The organism is Nonomuraea sp. NPDC001684 (assembly GCF_053596515.1).
In genome coordinates, this window is sequence record NZ_JBSFGJ010000086.1 from 14,388 (window position 1) to 27,987 (window position 13,600).

Here is a 13,600-nt window from a genome sequence, read left to right on the forward strand (position 1 = left end):
GTTTCCGCCGGGTTAAGGGTTCGGGCCTGCGGCGTCAAGCCCCCTAGGATGGCAGTGTCCCAAACTCCATCCACGAAACGGGTTCAACGACTCATGTCCGCCATAACCCGCGACGAGGTCGCGCACCTGGCCCGGTTGTCCAGGCTGGCGCTCACCGACGACGAGCTCGACCACTACGCCACCCAGCTCGATGCCATCATCGAGTCGGTCGCGAAGGTGGCCGAGGTCGCCGCCGAGGACGTGCCGCCTTCGTCGCACGCGCTTCCGCTGACCAATGTCTTCCGTGCCGACGAGGTGCGACAGTCCCTGACGCCGGAGCAGGCCCTTTCCGGCGCTCCCGCCGTCGAGGACGACCGCTTCCGTGTGCCGCGCATCCTCGGGGAGGAGGCATGAGTCTGATCCGCAAGACCGCCGCCGAGCTGGGCGCGATGATCGCCGCGGGCGAGGTGTCGGCCGCCGAGGTGGCCGAGGCGCACCTCGACCGCATGGCCGAGGTGGAGCCCAAGGTCCAGGCGTTCCTGCACGTCGACCGGGAGACCACCCTTGAGCAGGCGCGGGCGGTCGACGCCCGGCTGCGGGCGGGCGAGAAGCTCGGGCCGCTGGCCGGGGTGCCGGTCGCGCACAAGGACATCTTCGCCACCCGCGACATGCCGACCACGGCCGGGTCCAAGATCCTCGAAGGGTGGCGGCCGCCGTACGACGCGACCGTGACCGCGCGCCTGCGCGAGGCCGGGCTGGTCATCCTCGGCAAGACGAACCTCGACGAGTTCGCCATGGGCTCCTCCACGGAGAACTCCGCCTACCACCCCACCCGCAACCCGTGGGACCTGGACAGGATCCCGGGCGGCTCGTCCGGCGGGTCCAGCGCGGCCGTCGCCGCGTACGAGGCGCCGCTGTCCACGGGCACCGACACCGGCGGCTCGATCCGGCAGCCCGCCGCCGTCACCGGCATCGTGGGCATGAAGCCCACCTATGGCGGTTCGTCCCGGTACGGGCTGATCGCGTTCGCGAGCTCGCTCGACACGCCGGGGCCGTTCGCGCGGAACGTGCTCGACGCGGCGCTGCTGCAGGAGGCGTTCTCCGGGCACGACCCGATGGACTCCACGTCGGTCGACGCGCCGGTCCCGAGCGTCGTCGAGGCGGCCAGGAATCCCGACGTGTCCGGCATGCGCATCGGCGTGGTCAAGGAGTTCGCGGGCGAGGGCTACCAGCCGGGCGTGCTGGCCCGCTACCACGAGGTCGTCAAGCTGCTGGAGTCGCTGGGCGCCACGGTCGTCGAGGTGTCCTGCCCGTCGTTCACGACCGCGCTGCCGGCGTACTACCTGATCGCGCCGTCGGAGTGCTCGTCCAACCTGGCCCGCTTCGACGCCATGCGTTACGGCCTGCGCGTCGGCGACGACGGCACCCGCAGCGCCGAGGAGGTCATGGCGCTGACCAGGGCGGCCGGGTTCGGCCCCGAGGTCAAGCGGCGCATCATGCTGGGCACGTACGCGCTGTCCAGCGGCTACTACGACGCCTACTACGGCCAGGCGCAGAAGGTGCGCACGGTCATCTCGCGCGAGTTCGAGGCGGCCTATGAGCAGGTCGACGTGCTGGTCTCGCCGACCACGCCGACCACGGCGTTCCGGCTGGGCGAGCGCACCGACGACCCGATGGCGATGTACCTCGCCGACCTGTGCACCATCCCGTCCAACCTCGCGGGCAACGCGGCCATCTCGGTGCCGTGCGGCCTGGCCGACGAGGACAACCTGCCGGTCGGCCTGCAGATCATGGCCCCGGTTCTGGCCGACGACCGTTGTTACCGCGTCGGCGCCGCCGTCGAGAAGGCCCTGGAGAGCCGCTGGGGCGGCCCGCTGCTGAAGGAGGCCCCGTCGCTATGACCATGGTCTATGACGAAGCGCTCGACAGGTTCGAGCCGGTGCTCGGGCTGGAGACGCACGTCGAGCTCGGCACCAAGTCGAAGATGTTCTGCGGTTGCAAGACCACCTTCGGCGCCCCGGCCAACACCCAGGTCTGCCCGACCTGCCTGGCGCTGCCCGGCTCGCTGCCCGTGGCCAACGCCATGGCCATCGAGTCGACGATCCGCATCGGCCTGGCGCTGAACTGCTCGATCGCCGAATGGTGCCGCTTCGCCCGGAAGAACTACTTCTATCCGGACATGCCGAAGAACTACCAGATCTCCCAGTACGACGAGCCGCTCTGCTTCGACGGCTACGTCGACGTCGAGGTCAACGGCGAGACCGTGCGCATCGAGATCGAGCGCGTGCACCTGGAGGAGGACACCGGCAAGTCCACCCACGTGGGCGGCGCGACCGGCCGCATCCACGGGGCCGACTACTCGATCGTCGACTACAACCGCGCGGGCATCCCGCTGGTGGAGATCGTCACCAAGCCCATCCCGGGCACCGACCGGCTCGCGCCGGAGGTGGCCAAGGCGTACGTCACCGAGCTGCGCGAGATCATGCGCTCGCTCGGCGTGTCCGACGTGCGCATGGAGGAGGGCTCGCTGCGCTGCGACGTCAACGTCTCGCTCATGCCGCGCGGGTCGTCGGAGTGGGGCACCCGCACCGAGACCAAGAACGTCAACTCGCTGCGCAGCGTCGAGCGGGCGGTGCGCAGCGAGATCGAGCGCCAGGCGGGGGTCCTCGCCGAGGGCGGCAAGATCATCCAGGAGACGCGGCACTTCCACGAGGACACCGGCACCACCACGTCCGGGCGGTCCAAGGAGGAGGCCCAGGACTACCGGTACTTCCCGGAGCCCGACCTGGTGCCGATCGAGCCCGACCCGGCGTGGGTGGCCGAGCTGAAGGCGGCGCTGCCCGAGCTGCCGTCGGTCAAGCGCAAGCGGCTGCAGGCCGAGTGGGGTCTGTCCGACCTCGACATGCAGGCCATGCACAACGCCGACGCGATCGACCTGGTCGAGGCCACGGTCGCGGCCGGCGCCCCGGCGGCCGACGCGCGCAAGTGGTGGATGGGCGAGCTGGCGCGGCGCGCCAACGAGAGCGGCGTCGCGCTGGCCGAGCTGCCCATCACGCCGGCCCAGATCGCCAGGGTCACCGAGCTGGTGGCCTCGGGCGCGCTCAATGACAAGCTCGCCCGGGAGGTGCTCGAAGGCGTGCTGGCCGGTGAGGGCACGCCCGACGAGGTGGTCGAGGCGCGCGGCCTGCAGATAGTCAACGACGAGGGCGAGCTGTCGGCGATCATCGACCAGGTGCTGGCCGACAACGCGGACGCGGCCGAGAAGGTGCGGTCCGGGAAGGTCGCCGCCGCCGGTGCGCTGGTGGGCGGCGTGATGAAGGCCAGCCGCGGCAAGGCCGACGCGGCCCGCGCCCGGCAGCTCATCCTGGAGAAGCTGGGCGTCTCGGAGTAGTCCGGCACATCCGCGGGGCCCTTGGTGGTTCCGCGGATCCGTTCACATCCGCGGGGCCCTTGGTGGTTCCGCGGATCCGTTCACATCCGCGGGGCCCTTGGTGGTTCCGCGGCTGTGCACATCCGCAGGACCCGTGGTGGTTTCGCGGGTCCGTGCACAGCGGCGGGGCCCTCGGTGGCCCCGCCACCACCGAGCTGTCGGCGGGCCCCCGGTGGGCCCGCCGATCCGGACATATCGGCGGGGCCACCGAGGGGGCGCTCGCGGGCGCCGTGCCTTCCGCGCGTGCAGCCGTCGGAAGGCGGGTCCCAAGAACCACCGGGCGACGTTCCCGGCGGGCGGGCCGGTCAGTCCTCGCGTGACACGGGTGTGACCGCATCGACGCCCCGGCGTGCCATCAGCCGCCGAAACACCGGTGTGAGCAGCGCGAGCAGGGCCAGGACGAGGAGCACGGCCGCGATCGGGCTGCGTACCAGCACGCTGACGTCGCCCGCGCCGATGGCGAGCGCGCGGCGGAGCTGGATCTCGGCCATCGGCCCGAGGATCATGCCGATCACCGCGGGCGCGACGGGCAGGCCGAAGCGGCGCATGGAGAACCCGAGCAGGCCGAGCACGTACAGGACGAACAGGTCCACGACGGTGCCGTTCAGGGCGTAGACGCCGAGCGCGGCGAACAGCACGATCCCGGCGTACAGGTACGGCCGGGGGATGCGCAGGACGCGGGCCCACAGGGGAGCCAGCGGCAGGTTCAGCACCAGCAGCATCGTGTTGCCGACGAACAGCGAGGCGATCATCGCCCACACCAGGGCCGGGTTGTGGTCGAAGAGCTGCGGGCCGGGCTGCAGGCCGTACTGCTGGAAGGCGGCCAGCAGGATGGCGGCCGTGGCCGAGGTGGGCAGGCCCAGCGTGAGCAGCGGGACCAGGGTCCCGGCGGCCGAGGCGTTGTTGGCCGCCTCCGGGCCCGCGACGCCCTCGATGGCGCCCTTGCCGTACTCCTCCTTGGCCACGCCCTTGGCCAGGCGCTTCTCGGCCGCGTACGACAGGAACGTGGGGATCTCCGCGCCCCCGCCGGGCAGCGCGCCGAACGGGAAGCCGAGCGCGGTCCCGCGCAGCCACGGCAACCACGAGCGCCGCCAGTCGGCGCGCCCCATCCACGCCCGGCCCACGGGCACCACCTCGGGCGCGGCGTGCCGCAGCCGGGAGGCCACGTACAGGGCCTCGCCGACCGCGAACAGGCCGACCGCGACGATCACCACGTCGATGCCGTCGAGCAGCTGCGGGACGCCCAGCGTGAGCCGCGCCTGACCGGTCTGCTGGTCGATGCCGATCAGCCCGATGACCAGCCCCAGCCCCAGGGAGGCCAGCCCGCGCACGACCGAGCGGGACAACACCGACGACACGGCGGTGAAGGCCAGGATCGCCAGCGCGAAGTAGTCCTCGGGGCCGAACGAGATCGCGAAGCTCACCACGGCGGGCGCGGCCACCACCAGCAGCGCGGTGGCGATCGTGCCCGCCACGAACGACCCGACGGCCGCCGTGGCCAGGGCCTGCGCCGCCCGTCCGCGCCTGGCCATCTTGTTGCCCTCCAGGGCGGTGATCATGGAGGACGACTCGCCGGGCGTGTTGAGCAGGATGGAGGTGGTCGAGCCGCCGTACATGCCGCCGTAGTAGATGCCGGCGAACATGATGAACGCGCTGGCCGGCGGCACGGTGAAGGTGATCGGCAGCAGCAGCGCCACGGTCATCGCGGGCCCGATGCCGGGCAGCACGCCGACCAGGGTGCCGAGGGTGACGCCGATCAGGGCGTACAGCAGGTTGACGGGGGTGAGGGCGGCGGCGAAGCCGTCCATGAGGAGCTGGAGCGAGCCCATCTCAGATCACCCCGCCGAGCGGGCCGGCCGGCAGCGAGACGCCGAGGCCCTTGACGAACAGCAGGTACGTCGTCACGCCGAGCACCACGGCCACCACGGCGGCCCGCAGCTTGTGCTCGGCCCCGAGCACGACCGACAGGCCGAAGAACAGCAGGCTCGCGCCGATGACCCAGCCGAGCACGTCGAGGAGCGCGGCGAAGGCCAGGAAGACGCCGCTGACCAGGCCGACGCTGCGCCAGTCGGTGGGCGCGTCCGCGTCCACGTCCTCGCTCTCCTCGGGGTCGCCGGCGCCGCCGCGCAGCACGTCGATCACGTAGAACAGGCCGATCAGCACCATGGCCGCGCCGACCAGCATGGGGAAGAAGCGCGGCCCGAGGCCGAGCTGGGAGGCCGCGGCCGAGACGTCGAGCGTGCCGACCATCACGAACACGCCCAGCCCGAGCACCACGACCGCCAGCCCGAGTTCGGGCCGCCACCGGCGAGCCATCAGGACACGAGCCCCATTTCGGCGATGATGCCCTTGACCTTGGTCTCCTCGGACTTCAGGTAGTCGGCGAACTGCTGCCCGGTCTGGAAGGAGTCGATCCAGCCGTTCTTGGCGACGGCGTCCTTCCAGGGCTGGGAGTCGTGCATCTTGGTGACCAGGTCGGTGAGGGACTTCTTGGCGGCGTCGTCCAGACCGCCGGGGGCGACGAAGCCGCGCCAGTTGGCCAGCTCGACGTCCAGGCCGCCCTCCTTCAGCGTCGGCGCGTCGAGGCCGGCGACGCGCGAGCCGCTGCTGACGGCCAGCGCCCGCAGCTTGCCGGACTTCACGTGCTCGGCGAACTCGCCGACGCCCGAGATGCCCGCGCTGACCTTGCTGCCCAGCAGCGCGTTGAGCGCCTCGCCGCCGCCGGAGTGGGCGATGTAGTTGACCTGCTTGGGGTCCACGCCCGCGGCCTTGGCCATCAGCCCGGCCACGATGTGGTCGGTGCCGCCCGCCGAGCCGCCCGCGACGGAGACCTTCGCCGGGTCGGCCTTCCACGCGGCGACCATGTCGGCCAGCGTCTTGAACGGGGAGTCGGCCGGGACCACGACGATCTCGTACTCCTCGGTCAGCTTGGCGATGGGGGTGGTCTCGGCCAGGGTGACCTTCGACTTGTTCTGCTCGATCGCGCCGACCATGACCAGGCCCATGGTCATCAGCAGGTTGCCGTTGCCCTTCTCGCCGGCGAGCTGGGCCAGGCCGATCGTGCCGCCCGCGCCCGGCACGTTGTAGACCTCGACCTTGCGCTTGGGGTCGGCCGTCTTGAGCGCCTGCTCGGCCGTGCGGGCGGTCTGGTCCCAGCCGCCGCCGGCCGCCGCGGGGGCCATGATCCGCAGGGAGCCGTCGCCGCCGGAGGCGCCGGTCTCGCCGCAGCCGGACAGGGCGGCGACGGAGAGTGCCGCCAGAGCGGCGGCGAATACGCGCAAGCGCATGATCACTCCAAGGGGGATTCGCACAGTCGTTGGCCTGCGATGGTGATGCCCGTTCCCTGCCCGGTCGAGGCTTTGGGCGGTTGCCGTCATAGTGGTCGTATTGGTCGCGACCTGGCCGTGACCTGGCTTTGTTTCCATGTGGGCGTGCGCAGGGTTACCGACGCCCCCCTCGGCACCCAGTTGTTCGTGCTCCAGATGGTGATCGTGCTGCTCGCCGTCGGCGGCACGGCAGGCGTGTGGGCGGGGCACACGAGGGAGCAGCTCGACGCGCTGCACCAGCAGCGCGCCCTGGCCATCGCCCAGTCGGTGGCCGCCCTTCCGCAGGTGCGCGACGCCTTCAGGCTGGAGAACCCGGAGTCGGTGCTGCAACCGCTGGCGCTCAGCGTCCAGCACGAGACCGGAGCCGACTACGTGGCCATCGCCAACGCCGAGCAGAAGCGCTACGCCCATCCCAACGCCGCCCTGATCGGCAAGCGGCTGTCCACCGACGGCACCGCGGTCCTGCGTACGGGCCGCAGCTGGGTCGGCACCGAGACGGGCACGATCGGCACCACGGTCCGCGGCAAGACCCCCATCCGCGACGAATACGGCAACGTCATCGGCCTGGTGTCGGTCGGCGTGCTCCAGACCACGGTCACCGGCCAGCTCGGCGGCGCGCTGCCGCCGCTGATCTGGACCGCGCTGGCCGTGCTGCTGGCCGGCCTGGCGCTGGCCGCGCTGATCACCGCCCGGGTGCGCAGGCAGACGTTCGGGCTGGAGCCGCGCGAGATCGCCGCGCTGCTGGAGCAGCGCGAGGGCGTGCTGCACGGCGTGAAGGAGGGCGTGCTGGCCCTCGACCTGGCCGGGCGGGTCACGCTGGTCAACGACGCCGCCCGCGACCTGCTCGGCGACCTCGGGACCGACGTGACCCGCATGCCGGTCTCCGAGCGCATGCGCGACGTGCTGACCGGCGCCGACCCGGGCGAGGACCGCGTGGTGCTGCACGGCGAGCGCGTGCTGGTGCTCAACAGGACCCCGGTCGCGGTACGCGGCCGGCACCGCGGCTGGGTCGTCACCCTGCGCGACCGCACCGAGCTGGTCCGCCTGGCCCGCGAGCTGGACGACACCAGCAGCGCGACCGAGGCCCTGCGGGCCCAGGCCCACGAGTTCGCCAACCGCATGCACACCGTCGTCGGCCTGCTGGAGCTCGGCGAGCACGAGGCCGCGATCGGCTTCATCACCCGCACCACGGCCGGCGCGTACGCCACCGGCCTGCGCGAACGCGTCCAGGACCCCACGCTGGCCGCGCTGCTGCTGGCCAAGTCGGCCGAGGCGGCCGAGCGCGGGGCGCGGCTGGTGCTGGCCGAGGACTCCGCCGTGCCGGAGGGCGCGCTCGGCGACCCGCAGGACGCCGTCCTGGTGGTCGGGAACCTGGTGGCCAACGCGATCGACGCGCTCGACGGCGCGGGCGGCACGATCGAGGTCTCGGTCGTGGCCGACGCCGAAGGGCTGCACGTCCGCGTCGGCGACTCGGGCCCCGGCATCACCCCCGAGCTGGTGGAGGAGGTCTTCAGGGAGGGGTTCACGACGAAGGCCGCCCTGTCGGGGCCGCGTGGCCTGGGCCTGGCGCTGACCCGGCAGGCGTGCCTGCGCCGGGGCGGCTGGGTCCGGGTGCGCAACGCCGGCGGCGCCGTCTTCACCGCCCTGCTGCCCGCCGAGGCCCACGCGTGAACGACGTACGGGTCCTGGTGGTGGACGACGACTTCATGGTCGCCCGGATCCACGGCGGCTACGTCTCGCGCGTGCCCGGCTTCGAGGTCGTCGCCGTGGCGCACACCGGGGCCGACGCGCTCGCCGCCGTGGCCGAGCTCCGGCCCGATCTGGTCCTGCTCGACATCTACTTGCCCGACATGTCCGGCCTGGAGGTGCTCAAGGCCATCGACGACGTGGACGTCCTGATGATCAGCGCCGCCCGCGACGTCGCCACGGTCAGGGAGGCCATGCGCGGCGGGGCGGTCAACTACCTGATCAAGCCGTTCACCGCCGCCGCGCTCACCGAACGCCTGCGCCAGTACGCCGACACCCGCAGGCGGCTCACCGCCATCGGCCCCCAGGCCCGCCAGGACGACGTGGACCGGCTGTTCGGCGCGCCCAAGCAGCCCGTCCCGGTGCCCAAGGGCCTGTCGGCGGCCACCTGCGCGCTGGTGGCGCAGGCGCTGCGCGAGGCCGGGCGCGACCTGTCGGCGGCCGAGACGGCCGAGCTCACGGGCCTGTCGAGGGTGAGCGCGCGGCGGTACCTGGAGCACCTGTGCGCGTCCGGCCGGGCCGAGCTCCACCCCAGGTACGGCACCGCCGGGCGACCGGAACATCGCTACCGGTGGCTAGGTTGACACACTTCCGTATTCGTTTCTGGTGACATAGTCGGATACTCGTGCCTTACTGTTGCCTGAGACTTGGCTGCGGACCGGGAGGAGATTGAGGCGTGCGAAACGCCGGACCGATCGAATCACCGACGGACCCGTTCGCCTCGGTGCCGATGCCCACGTCGGGTGTCTCCAAGAAGCCGCGGATCGAAGGATTACCTCCGGGCGTGTCCCGTGACATCTTCGGCCCGCAGGACCAGCAGGAGCCCCGGCCGGCCCCCGGACCGAGCGCGCCCGGCGGTCAGACCGGCGGCGCGCTGCCACCGAAGGCGCCTCCCGCGCAGCCGTGGCCGATGAAGGACAAGGACCCCGCTGGGCCCGCCCCCGTGTTCGGGGGGAGCGGTGACCGGCCGGCCGCCTTCGAGCCGGAGCCCGTCCGCCGGCGTCGCCTGCTGCCCGGGGTGCTGGTGCTGGTGCTCGTCCTGGCCACGCTGGCGTACGTGGTGCCGGCCGTGATGATGTCGGGGGCCGTGCTGCGCGGCACCCGGGTGGGCGGCGTGGAGATCGGCGGCCTGACCGTCACCCAGGCGGCCGACAAGCTGCGCACCGAGCTGGGCCCCAGGCTCAGCCGGCCGGTCACGGTGAACATCAACGGCAAGAAGGACACCGTCCAGCCCGACGAGGCCGGTCTCGAACTCGACGTGGTCGGCACCATCGGGCAGGCCCCCAGCGGCTTCCCCGGCCCGGTCGAGGTCTGGCGCGGCCTGACCGGCACGACCGACGTCCCGCCGAAGATCACCATCGACTCCTCCCAGCTCACCAGGACCGTCGAGGGCCTGGCCGAAGGCGTGGACAAGCAGGCCCGCGAGGGCAGGGTGACCTTCTCGGGGCTGGAGCCCAAGGCCCGCATGCCCGAGGACGGCGTGCTCCTCGACCGCGACGACGCCGTGCGCCGGATCGGCGAGGCGTTCCTGCGCGGCGGCGGCGCCGTGGTGCTCTCCATGCGCCCGGCCAAGCCCGCCACCTCGGCCGAGAGCGTCGAGTCGGCCCTGGCCGCGGCCAGGAAGGCCGTCTCCGCGCCCGTCACGCTGACCCTCGCCGGCAAGCAGGCCCAGCTCACCCCCGCCATGATCGCCGCCCACCTGACCTACGTGCCGGGCGGCGACGGCGCGCTCGTCCCCCAGTTCGACGCGGAGGCCGCGCTCGCGCCGGTGGAGAACAGCCTCGTGGACGCCACCCAGCAGCCGCGCGACGCGACGTACCAGATCGTCGGCGACAAGCCGGTGCTGGTGCCCGCCCGCAAGGGCCGGGGCGTGAACGCCAAGCTGCTGGCCCGCGACGTCGAGAAGCTGCTCGCCTCCGCGGGCCCGCGGACCGTGGAGGTCAAGCTCGGCGTGGTCACCCCGGAGGTCACCACGAGCCAGATCCGCGGCCTCGGCATCAAGGAGAACGTCGGCACGTTCAGCACGTCCTTCGACTGCTGCCCGCCGCGCGTCACCAACATCCGCCGCATGGCCCAGGAACTGGACGGCAGGCTGGTCAAGCCGGGCGAGACGCTCTCGCTCAACGAGGCGACCGGCGAGCGCACGGTCGAGGACGGCTACGTCCGGGCCGGTCAGATCGTCGGCGGCCGGATGGTCGACATCGTCGGCGGCGGCGTCTCCCAGTTCGCCACCACCATGTACAACGCGGCCTTCCTCGGCGGCTTCGACCTGGTCGAGCACGAGCCCATGGACTACTACGCGCCCTCCTACCCGGCCGGGCGCGACGTGGCGCTGCTCTACCCCGACCGCGACCTCAAGTGGCGCAACGACTCCGAGTACGGCGTGCTGATCAAGACCGCCACCACCGCCACGACGGTCAGCGTCACCCTGTGGAGCACCAAGCGTTACGACAAGGTCGAGGCGGTCGAGTCCGAGCGGCGCGACTTCAAGCCGTTCGGCCGGGCGACCAGCAGCGAGCCGGGCTGCGTGCCGACCACCGGCCAGCAGGGCTTCACGATCGACGTCACCCGCGTCTTCCACAAGGACGGCGAGATCGTGAAGAAGGACAAGAAGCTGGTCACCAAGTACCGGCCGCAGACCGCGCTCACCTGCGGCGCGGCCGGCTAGGACGTGGCAACCGCCAGGATGCGGTCGTCGCCCGGACGCGGTGAGCCCCGGCCGTCCTTGTTGCTGGTGCTCACCCACAGGCCGCCGCCGGGCGCCGCGGTGACCGCGCGCAGCCTGCCGTAGCGGCCGGTGTAGTGGGCCACCGGCGCGCCCGGCGAGCCGTCCCGGGCCAGCGGCACCTGCCACAGCCGCTGGCCGCGCAGCGTGCCCACCCACAGCGCGCCGTCCGCGTACGCCATGCCGGACGGCGACGCCTCGCCGGTGGACCAGGTGACGATGGGGTTGACGAACCGGGCGTCCTTCCCCTTGCCCTCGACCACCGGCCAGCCGTAGTTGGCGCCCGGCCGGACCAGGTTGATCTCGTCGTAGGTGTCGGCGCCGAACTCGGAGGCGTACAGGCGGCCCGCGGTGTCCCAGGCCAGGCCCTGGACGTTGCGGTGGCCGTAGCTGTAGACGAGCGTGCCGAACGGGTTGCCGGGGGCGGGGGCGCCGTCCACGGTCATGCGCAGGATCTTGCCGCCGAGCGAGTCGCGCCGCTGGGCCAGGCCGCGGTCGCCGGTCTCGCCGGTGGTGGCGTACAGGTAGCCGTCGGGGCCGAAGGCGAGCCGGCCGCCGTTGTGGATGCCGCCCTTGGGGATGCCTCGCACGAGGAGCCGCTCGTCGCCGAGGCCGTCGTCGCCGAGCCGGTAGCGGACGATCCGGTTGTCCTGCTCGGCGGTGTAGTAGAGGAAGACCTGCCGGTCCTTGACCGCCACGCCCAGCAGGCCGCCCTCGCCGCCGGGCCGCGCGTCGCCGATCCGGGCGACCTCGGTGACCTTGCCCGCGCGGGTGACGCGCAGCAGCCTGGCCGTGTCCCGCTCGGTGACCAGGGCGTCGCCACCGGGCAGGAACGCGATCGCCCACGGCACGGCCAGACCGGTCGCCACGTCCTTGGGGGCGCGGGGCGCCCTGGCCGTCGGAGCCTTGGCCGTCGGGGCCCCGGTCGTGGGGATGGAGGCCGTCGGGGTGGATGCCGCCGGGGTGGAGGCCGCCGGGTCCTCGGCCGTCGGCGCCTCGCCGCCGGCCGAGCAGGCGGGGAGCGCGGCCAGGAGCACGATCGTCCAGAGCTTCCTCATGTGTTCCATACTTCCCCGCGGGTCGTAAGGTTCTCGGCATGAAGATCTGGGTTCCGTCCGAAGCGGCGGCGGATGTCCTGTCTGACATTCCAGGCGTCGAATGCACTGTCTACGATGGTTCGGCCATGCCGGACGGCATCGAGGACGTCGAGGTCTGGATCCCGCCGCTGGTCGTGGTGCCCGACGTGCCGGGGACGCTGGCGCGGATGCGCTCGCTGCGGCTGGTGCAGACCGTCACCGCGGGGGTGGAGCCGTACCGGCCGCACCTGCCCGAAGGGGTGGTGCTGTGCAACGCCCGCGGCGTGCACGACGCCGGCACCGCCGAGTGGGCGGTCGGCGCGATGATCGCGGTGCTCAGGGAGTTCCCCGGATTCACCGACGCCCAGCGCCGCGGCGAGTGGACCTACCACCACACCGGCGTGCTGGCCGACTCCACCGTGCTCATCGTCGGCCACGGGTCCATCGGCGCGGCGGTCGAGCGGCGGCTGAGCGGCTTCGAGGTCGAGGTCGTCCGGGTGGCCAGGAGCGCGCGCGAGGGCGTGCACGCGATGGAGGAGCTGCCCGCGCTGCTGCCGTCGGCCGACGTCGTGGTCCTGCTCGTGCCCGCCACGCCCGACACCGCCGGCATGGTCGACGCCGCCTTCCTGGCCCGCATGAAGGACGGCGCCGTCCTGGTCAACGCGGCCAGGGGCGGCGTGGTCGACACCGAAGCCCTGATCGCCGAGCTCAAAACCGGTAGGCTACGCGCCGCGCTCGACGTCACCGCGCCCGAGCCGCTGCCGCAGGGCCACCCCCTTTGGAGCGCTCCGGGCGTGCTGATCACGCCGCACATCGCGGGCAGCACCCCCGCCTCCGTGCGGCGCACGCTCCGGCTGATCCGCGAGCAGCTCGGGCGCTACCTCGCAGGTGAAGAGTTGATCAACGTCATTACCGACTCGTATTGAGAGGATCCCGGAACGTGGCTGGTCCGTGACCTTTCGTGCGTACGGTGGCGTCTGCAGGGAGTTCCTGACTCGCTGTCAAGGAACTCTTGGCGGAAATTGGTCTGTGTGGTTATCAGATCGGTGACGACATCGGCGTTGTCACCACCCGCGCATCCGCGACCGCACACACTGGCGATGTGAGCGCCGGGCTTCGGCGGTCACTGGTGCAGGGTTCAAGACAGGATGGGCAACGACTGTGATCCGCTGGCGTGATCCACGGGCGCCGCTGGCCGCCGCAGGGGCGGCCGGAGTGGTGGCCGGGTGCCGAGCCGGCTCAGGTTGGGGCCGTTGAGCACGAGGATCATCGCGCGATCTCCTTGTAGGCGGCTTCGAGCAGCTCTTCGGCGGGGTCT

The 13,600-nt window shown here is 72.2% G+C and carries 11 protein-coding genes; 7 read left to right on the forward strand and 4 right to left on the reverse strand.

Annotation, left to right across the window (positions count from 1 at the left end):
* Positions 1-93 precede the first annotated feature (93 nt).
* Genes gatC through gatB form a run of 3 tightly spaced genes read left to right on the forward strand, consistent with a single transcriptional unit; the run spans position 94 to position 3,370 of the window.
* Positions 94-393, forward strand: coding sequence for an Asp-tRNA(Asn)/Glu-tRNA(Gln) amidotransferase subunit GatC (gene gatC, locus ACWCSD_RS18255; protein ID WP_101787882.1), 300 nt, complete (start codon positions 94-96; stop codon positions 391-393).
* Positions 390-1,880 carry an Asp-tRNA(Asn)/Glu-tRNA(Gln) amidotransferase subunit GatA gene (gene gatA, locus ACWCSD_RS18260; RefSeq protein ID WP_352318951.1) on the forward strand — a complete coding sequence of 497 codons (1,491 nt, stop codon included), beginning with the start codon at positions 390-392 and terminating at the stop codon, positions 1,878-1,880. The genes gatC and gatA overlap by 4 nt, the downstream gene beginning before the upstream one ends.
* Positions 1,881-1,882: 2 nt before the next feature.
* Complete coding sequence (gene gatB / locus ACWCSD_RS18265) at positions 1,883-3,370, forward strand: Asp-tRNA(Asn)/Glu-tRNA(Gln) amidotransferase subunit GatB (RefSeq protein ID WP_397164714.1); 1,488 nt, start codon at positions 1,883-1,885, stop codon at positions 3,368-3,370.
* A gap of 344 nt (positions 3,371-3,714) precedes the next feature.
* Here gatB and ACWCSD_RS18270 read toward each other — a convergent pair whose 3' ends face one another.
* Genes ACWCSD_RS18270 through ACWCSD_RS18280 form a run of 3 tightly spaced genes read right to left on the reverse strand, consistent with a single transcriptional unit; the run spans position 3,715 to position 6,696 of the window.
* The gene (locus ACWCSD_RS18270; protein ID WP_397164546.1) at positions 3,715-5,238 is read right to left on the reverse strand and encodes a tripartite tricarboxylate transporter permease; all 1,524 of its coding nucleotides are present in this window, start codon (positions 5,236-5,238) and stop codon (positions 3,715-3,717) included.
* Between the two features lies 1 nt (position 5,239).
* A complete protein-coding gene (locus ACWCSD_RS18275; protein WP_397194637.1) occupies positions 5,240-5,725 on the reverse strand; it encodes a tripartite tricarboxylate transporter TctB family protein in 486 nt (161 codons plus the stop codon).
* Positions 5,725-6,696: a tripartite tricarboxylate transporter substrate binding protein gene (locus ACWCSD_RS18280; RefSeq protein ID WP_357973258.1), complete on the reverse strand. Its 972-nt coding sequence runs from the start codon at positions 6,694-6,696 to the stop codon at positions 5,725-5,727. The genes ACWCSD_RS18275 and ACWCSD_RS18280 overlap by 1 nt, the downstream gene beginning before the upstream one ends.
* 144 nt (positions 6,697-6,840) lie before the next feature.
* Between ACWCSD_RS18280 and ACWCSD_RS18285 the strand changes: the two genes are divergently transcribed.
* The 3 genes from ACWCSD_RS18285 (at position 6,841) to ACWCSD_RS18295 (ending at position 11,149) form a co-directional block, all read left to right on the forward strand.
* Positions 6,841-8,406, forward strand: coding sequence for a sensor histidine kinase (locus ACWCSD_RS18285; protein ID WP_358288672.1), 1,566 nt, complete (start codon positions 6,841-6,843; stop codon positions 8,404-8,406).
* Positions 8,403-9,065 carry a response regulator gene (locus tag ACWCSD_RS18290; protein ID WP_358288670.1) on the forward strand — a complete coding sequence of 221 codons (663 nt, stop codon included), beginning with the start codon at positions 8,403-8,405 and terminating at the stop codon, positions 9,063-9,065. The genes ACWCSD_RS18285 and ACWCSD_RS18290 overlap by 4 nt, the downstream gene beginning before the upstream one ends.
* Before the next feature lie 200 nt (positions 9,066-9,265).
* Positions 9,266-11,149 (forward strand): VanW family protein, encoded by a 1,884-nt coding sequence (locus tag ACWCSD_RS18295; protein ID WP_449916228.1) that lies wholly within the window; start codon positions 9,266-9,268, stop codon positions 11,147-11,149.
* Here ACWCSD_RS18295 and ACWCSD_RS18300 read toward each other — a convergent pair.
* Positions 11,146-12,264, reverse strand: a complete 1,119-nt coding sequence (locus tag ACWCSD_RS18300) for a PQQ-dependent sugar dehydrogenase (RefSeq protein ID WP_449916230.1) — start codon at positions 12,262-12,264, stop codon at positions 11,146-11,148. The genes ACWCSD_RS18295 and ACWCSD_RS18300 overlap by 4 nt on opposite strands.
* Before the next feature lie 125 nt (positions 12,265-12,389).
* Here ACWCSD_RS18300 and ACWCSD_RS18305 point away from each other — a divergent pair, with 125 nt between their 5' ends.
* A complete protein-coding gene (locus ACWCSD_RS18305; protein ID WP_397164555.1) occupies positions 12,390-13,208 on the forward strand; it encodes a 2-hydroxyacid dehydrogenase in 819 nt (272 codons plus the stop codon).
* The last annotated feature ends 392 nt before the right edge of the window (positions 13,209-13,600 follow it).

Excerpts from the sequence above, each read along its gene's own strand:
- ACWCSD_RS18305 (WP_397164555.1), top strand. The coding sequence starts at position 12,390 with ATGCCGGACGGCATCGAGGACGTCGAGGTCTGGATCCCGCCGCTGGTC.
- ACWCSD_RS18300 (WP_449916230.1), bottom strand. The coding sequence starts at position 12,264 with ATGAGGAAGCTCTGGACGATCGTGCTCCTGGCCGCGCTCCCCGCCTGC.
- ACWCSD_RS18280 (WP_357973258.1), bottom strand. The coding sequence starts at position 6,696 with ATGCGCTTGCGCGTATTCGCCGCCGCTCTGGCGGCACTCTCCGTCGCC.
- ACWCSD_RS18270 (WP_397164546.1), bottom strand. The coding sequence starts at position 5,238 with ATGGGCTCGCTCCAGCTCCTCATGGACGGCTTCGCCGCCGCCCTCACC.
- gatA (WP_352318951.1), top strand. The coding sequence starts at position 390 with ATGAGTCTGATCCGCAAGACCGCCGCCGAGCTGGGCGCGATGATCGCC.
- gatC (WP_101787882.1), top strand. The coding sequence starts at position 94 with ATGTCCGCCATAACCCGCGACGAGGTCGCGCACCTGGCCCGGTTGTCC.
- ACWCSD_RS18275 (WP_397194637.1), bottom strand. The coding sequence starts at position 5,725 with ATGGCTCGCCGGTGGCGGCCCGAACTCGGGCTGGCGGTCGTGGTGCTC.
- gatB (WP_397164714.1), top strand. The coding sequence starts at position 1,883 with ATGGTCTATGACGAAGCGCTCGACAGGTTCGAGCCGGTGCTCGGGCTG.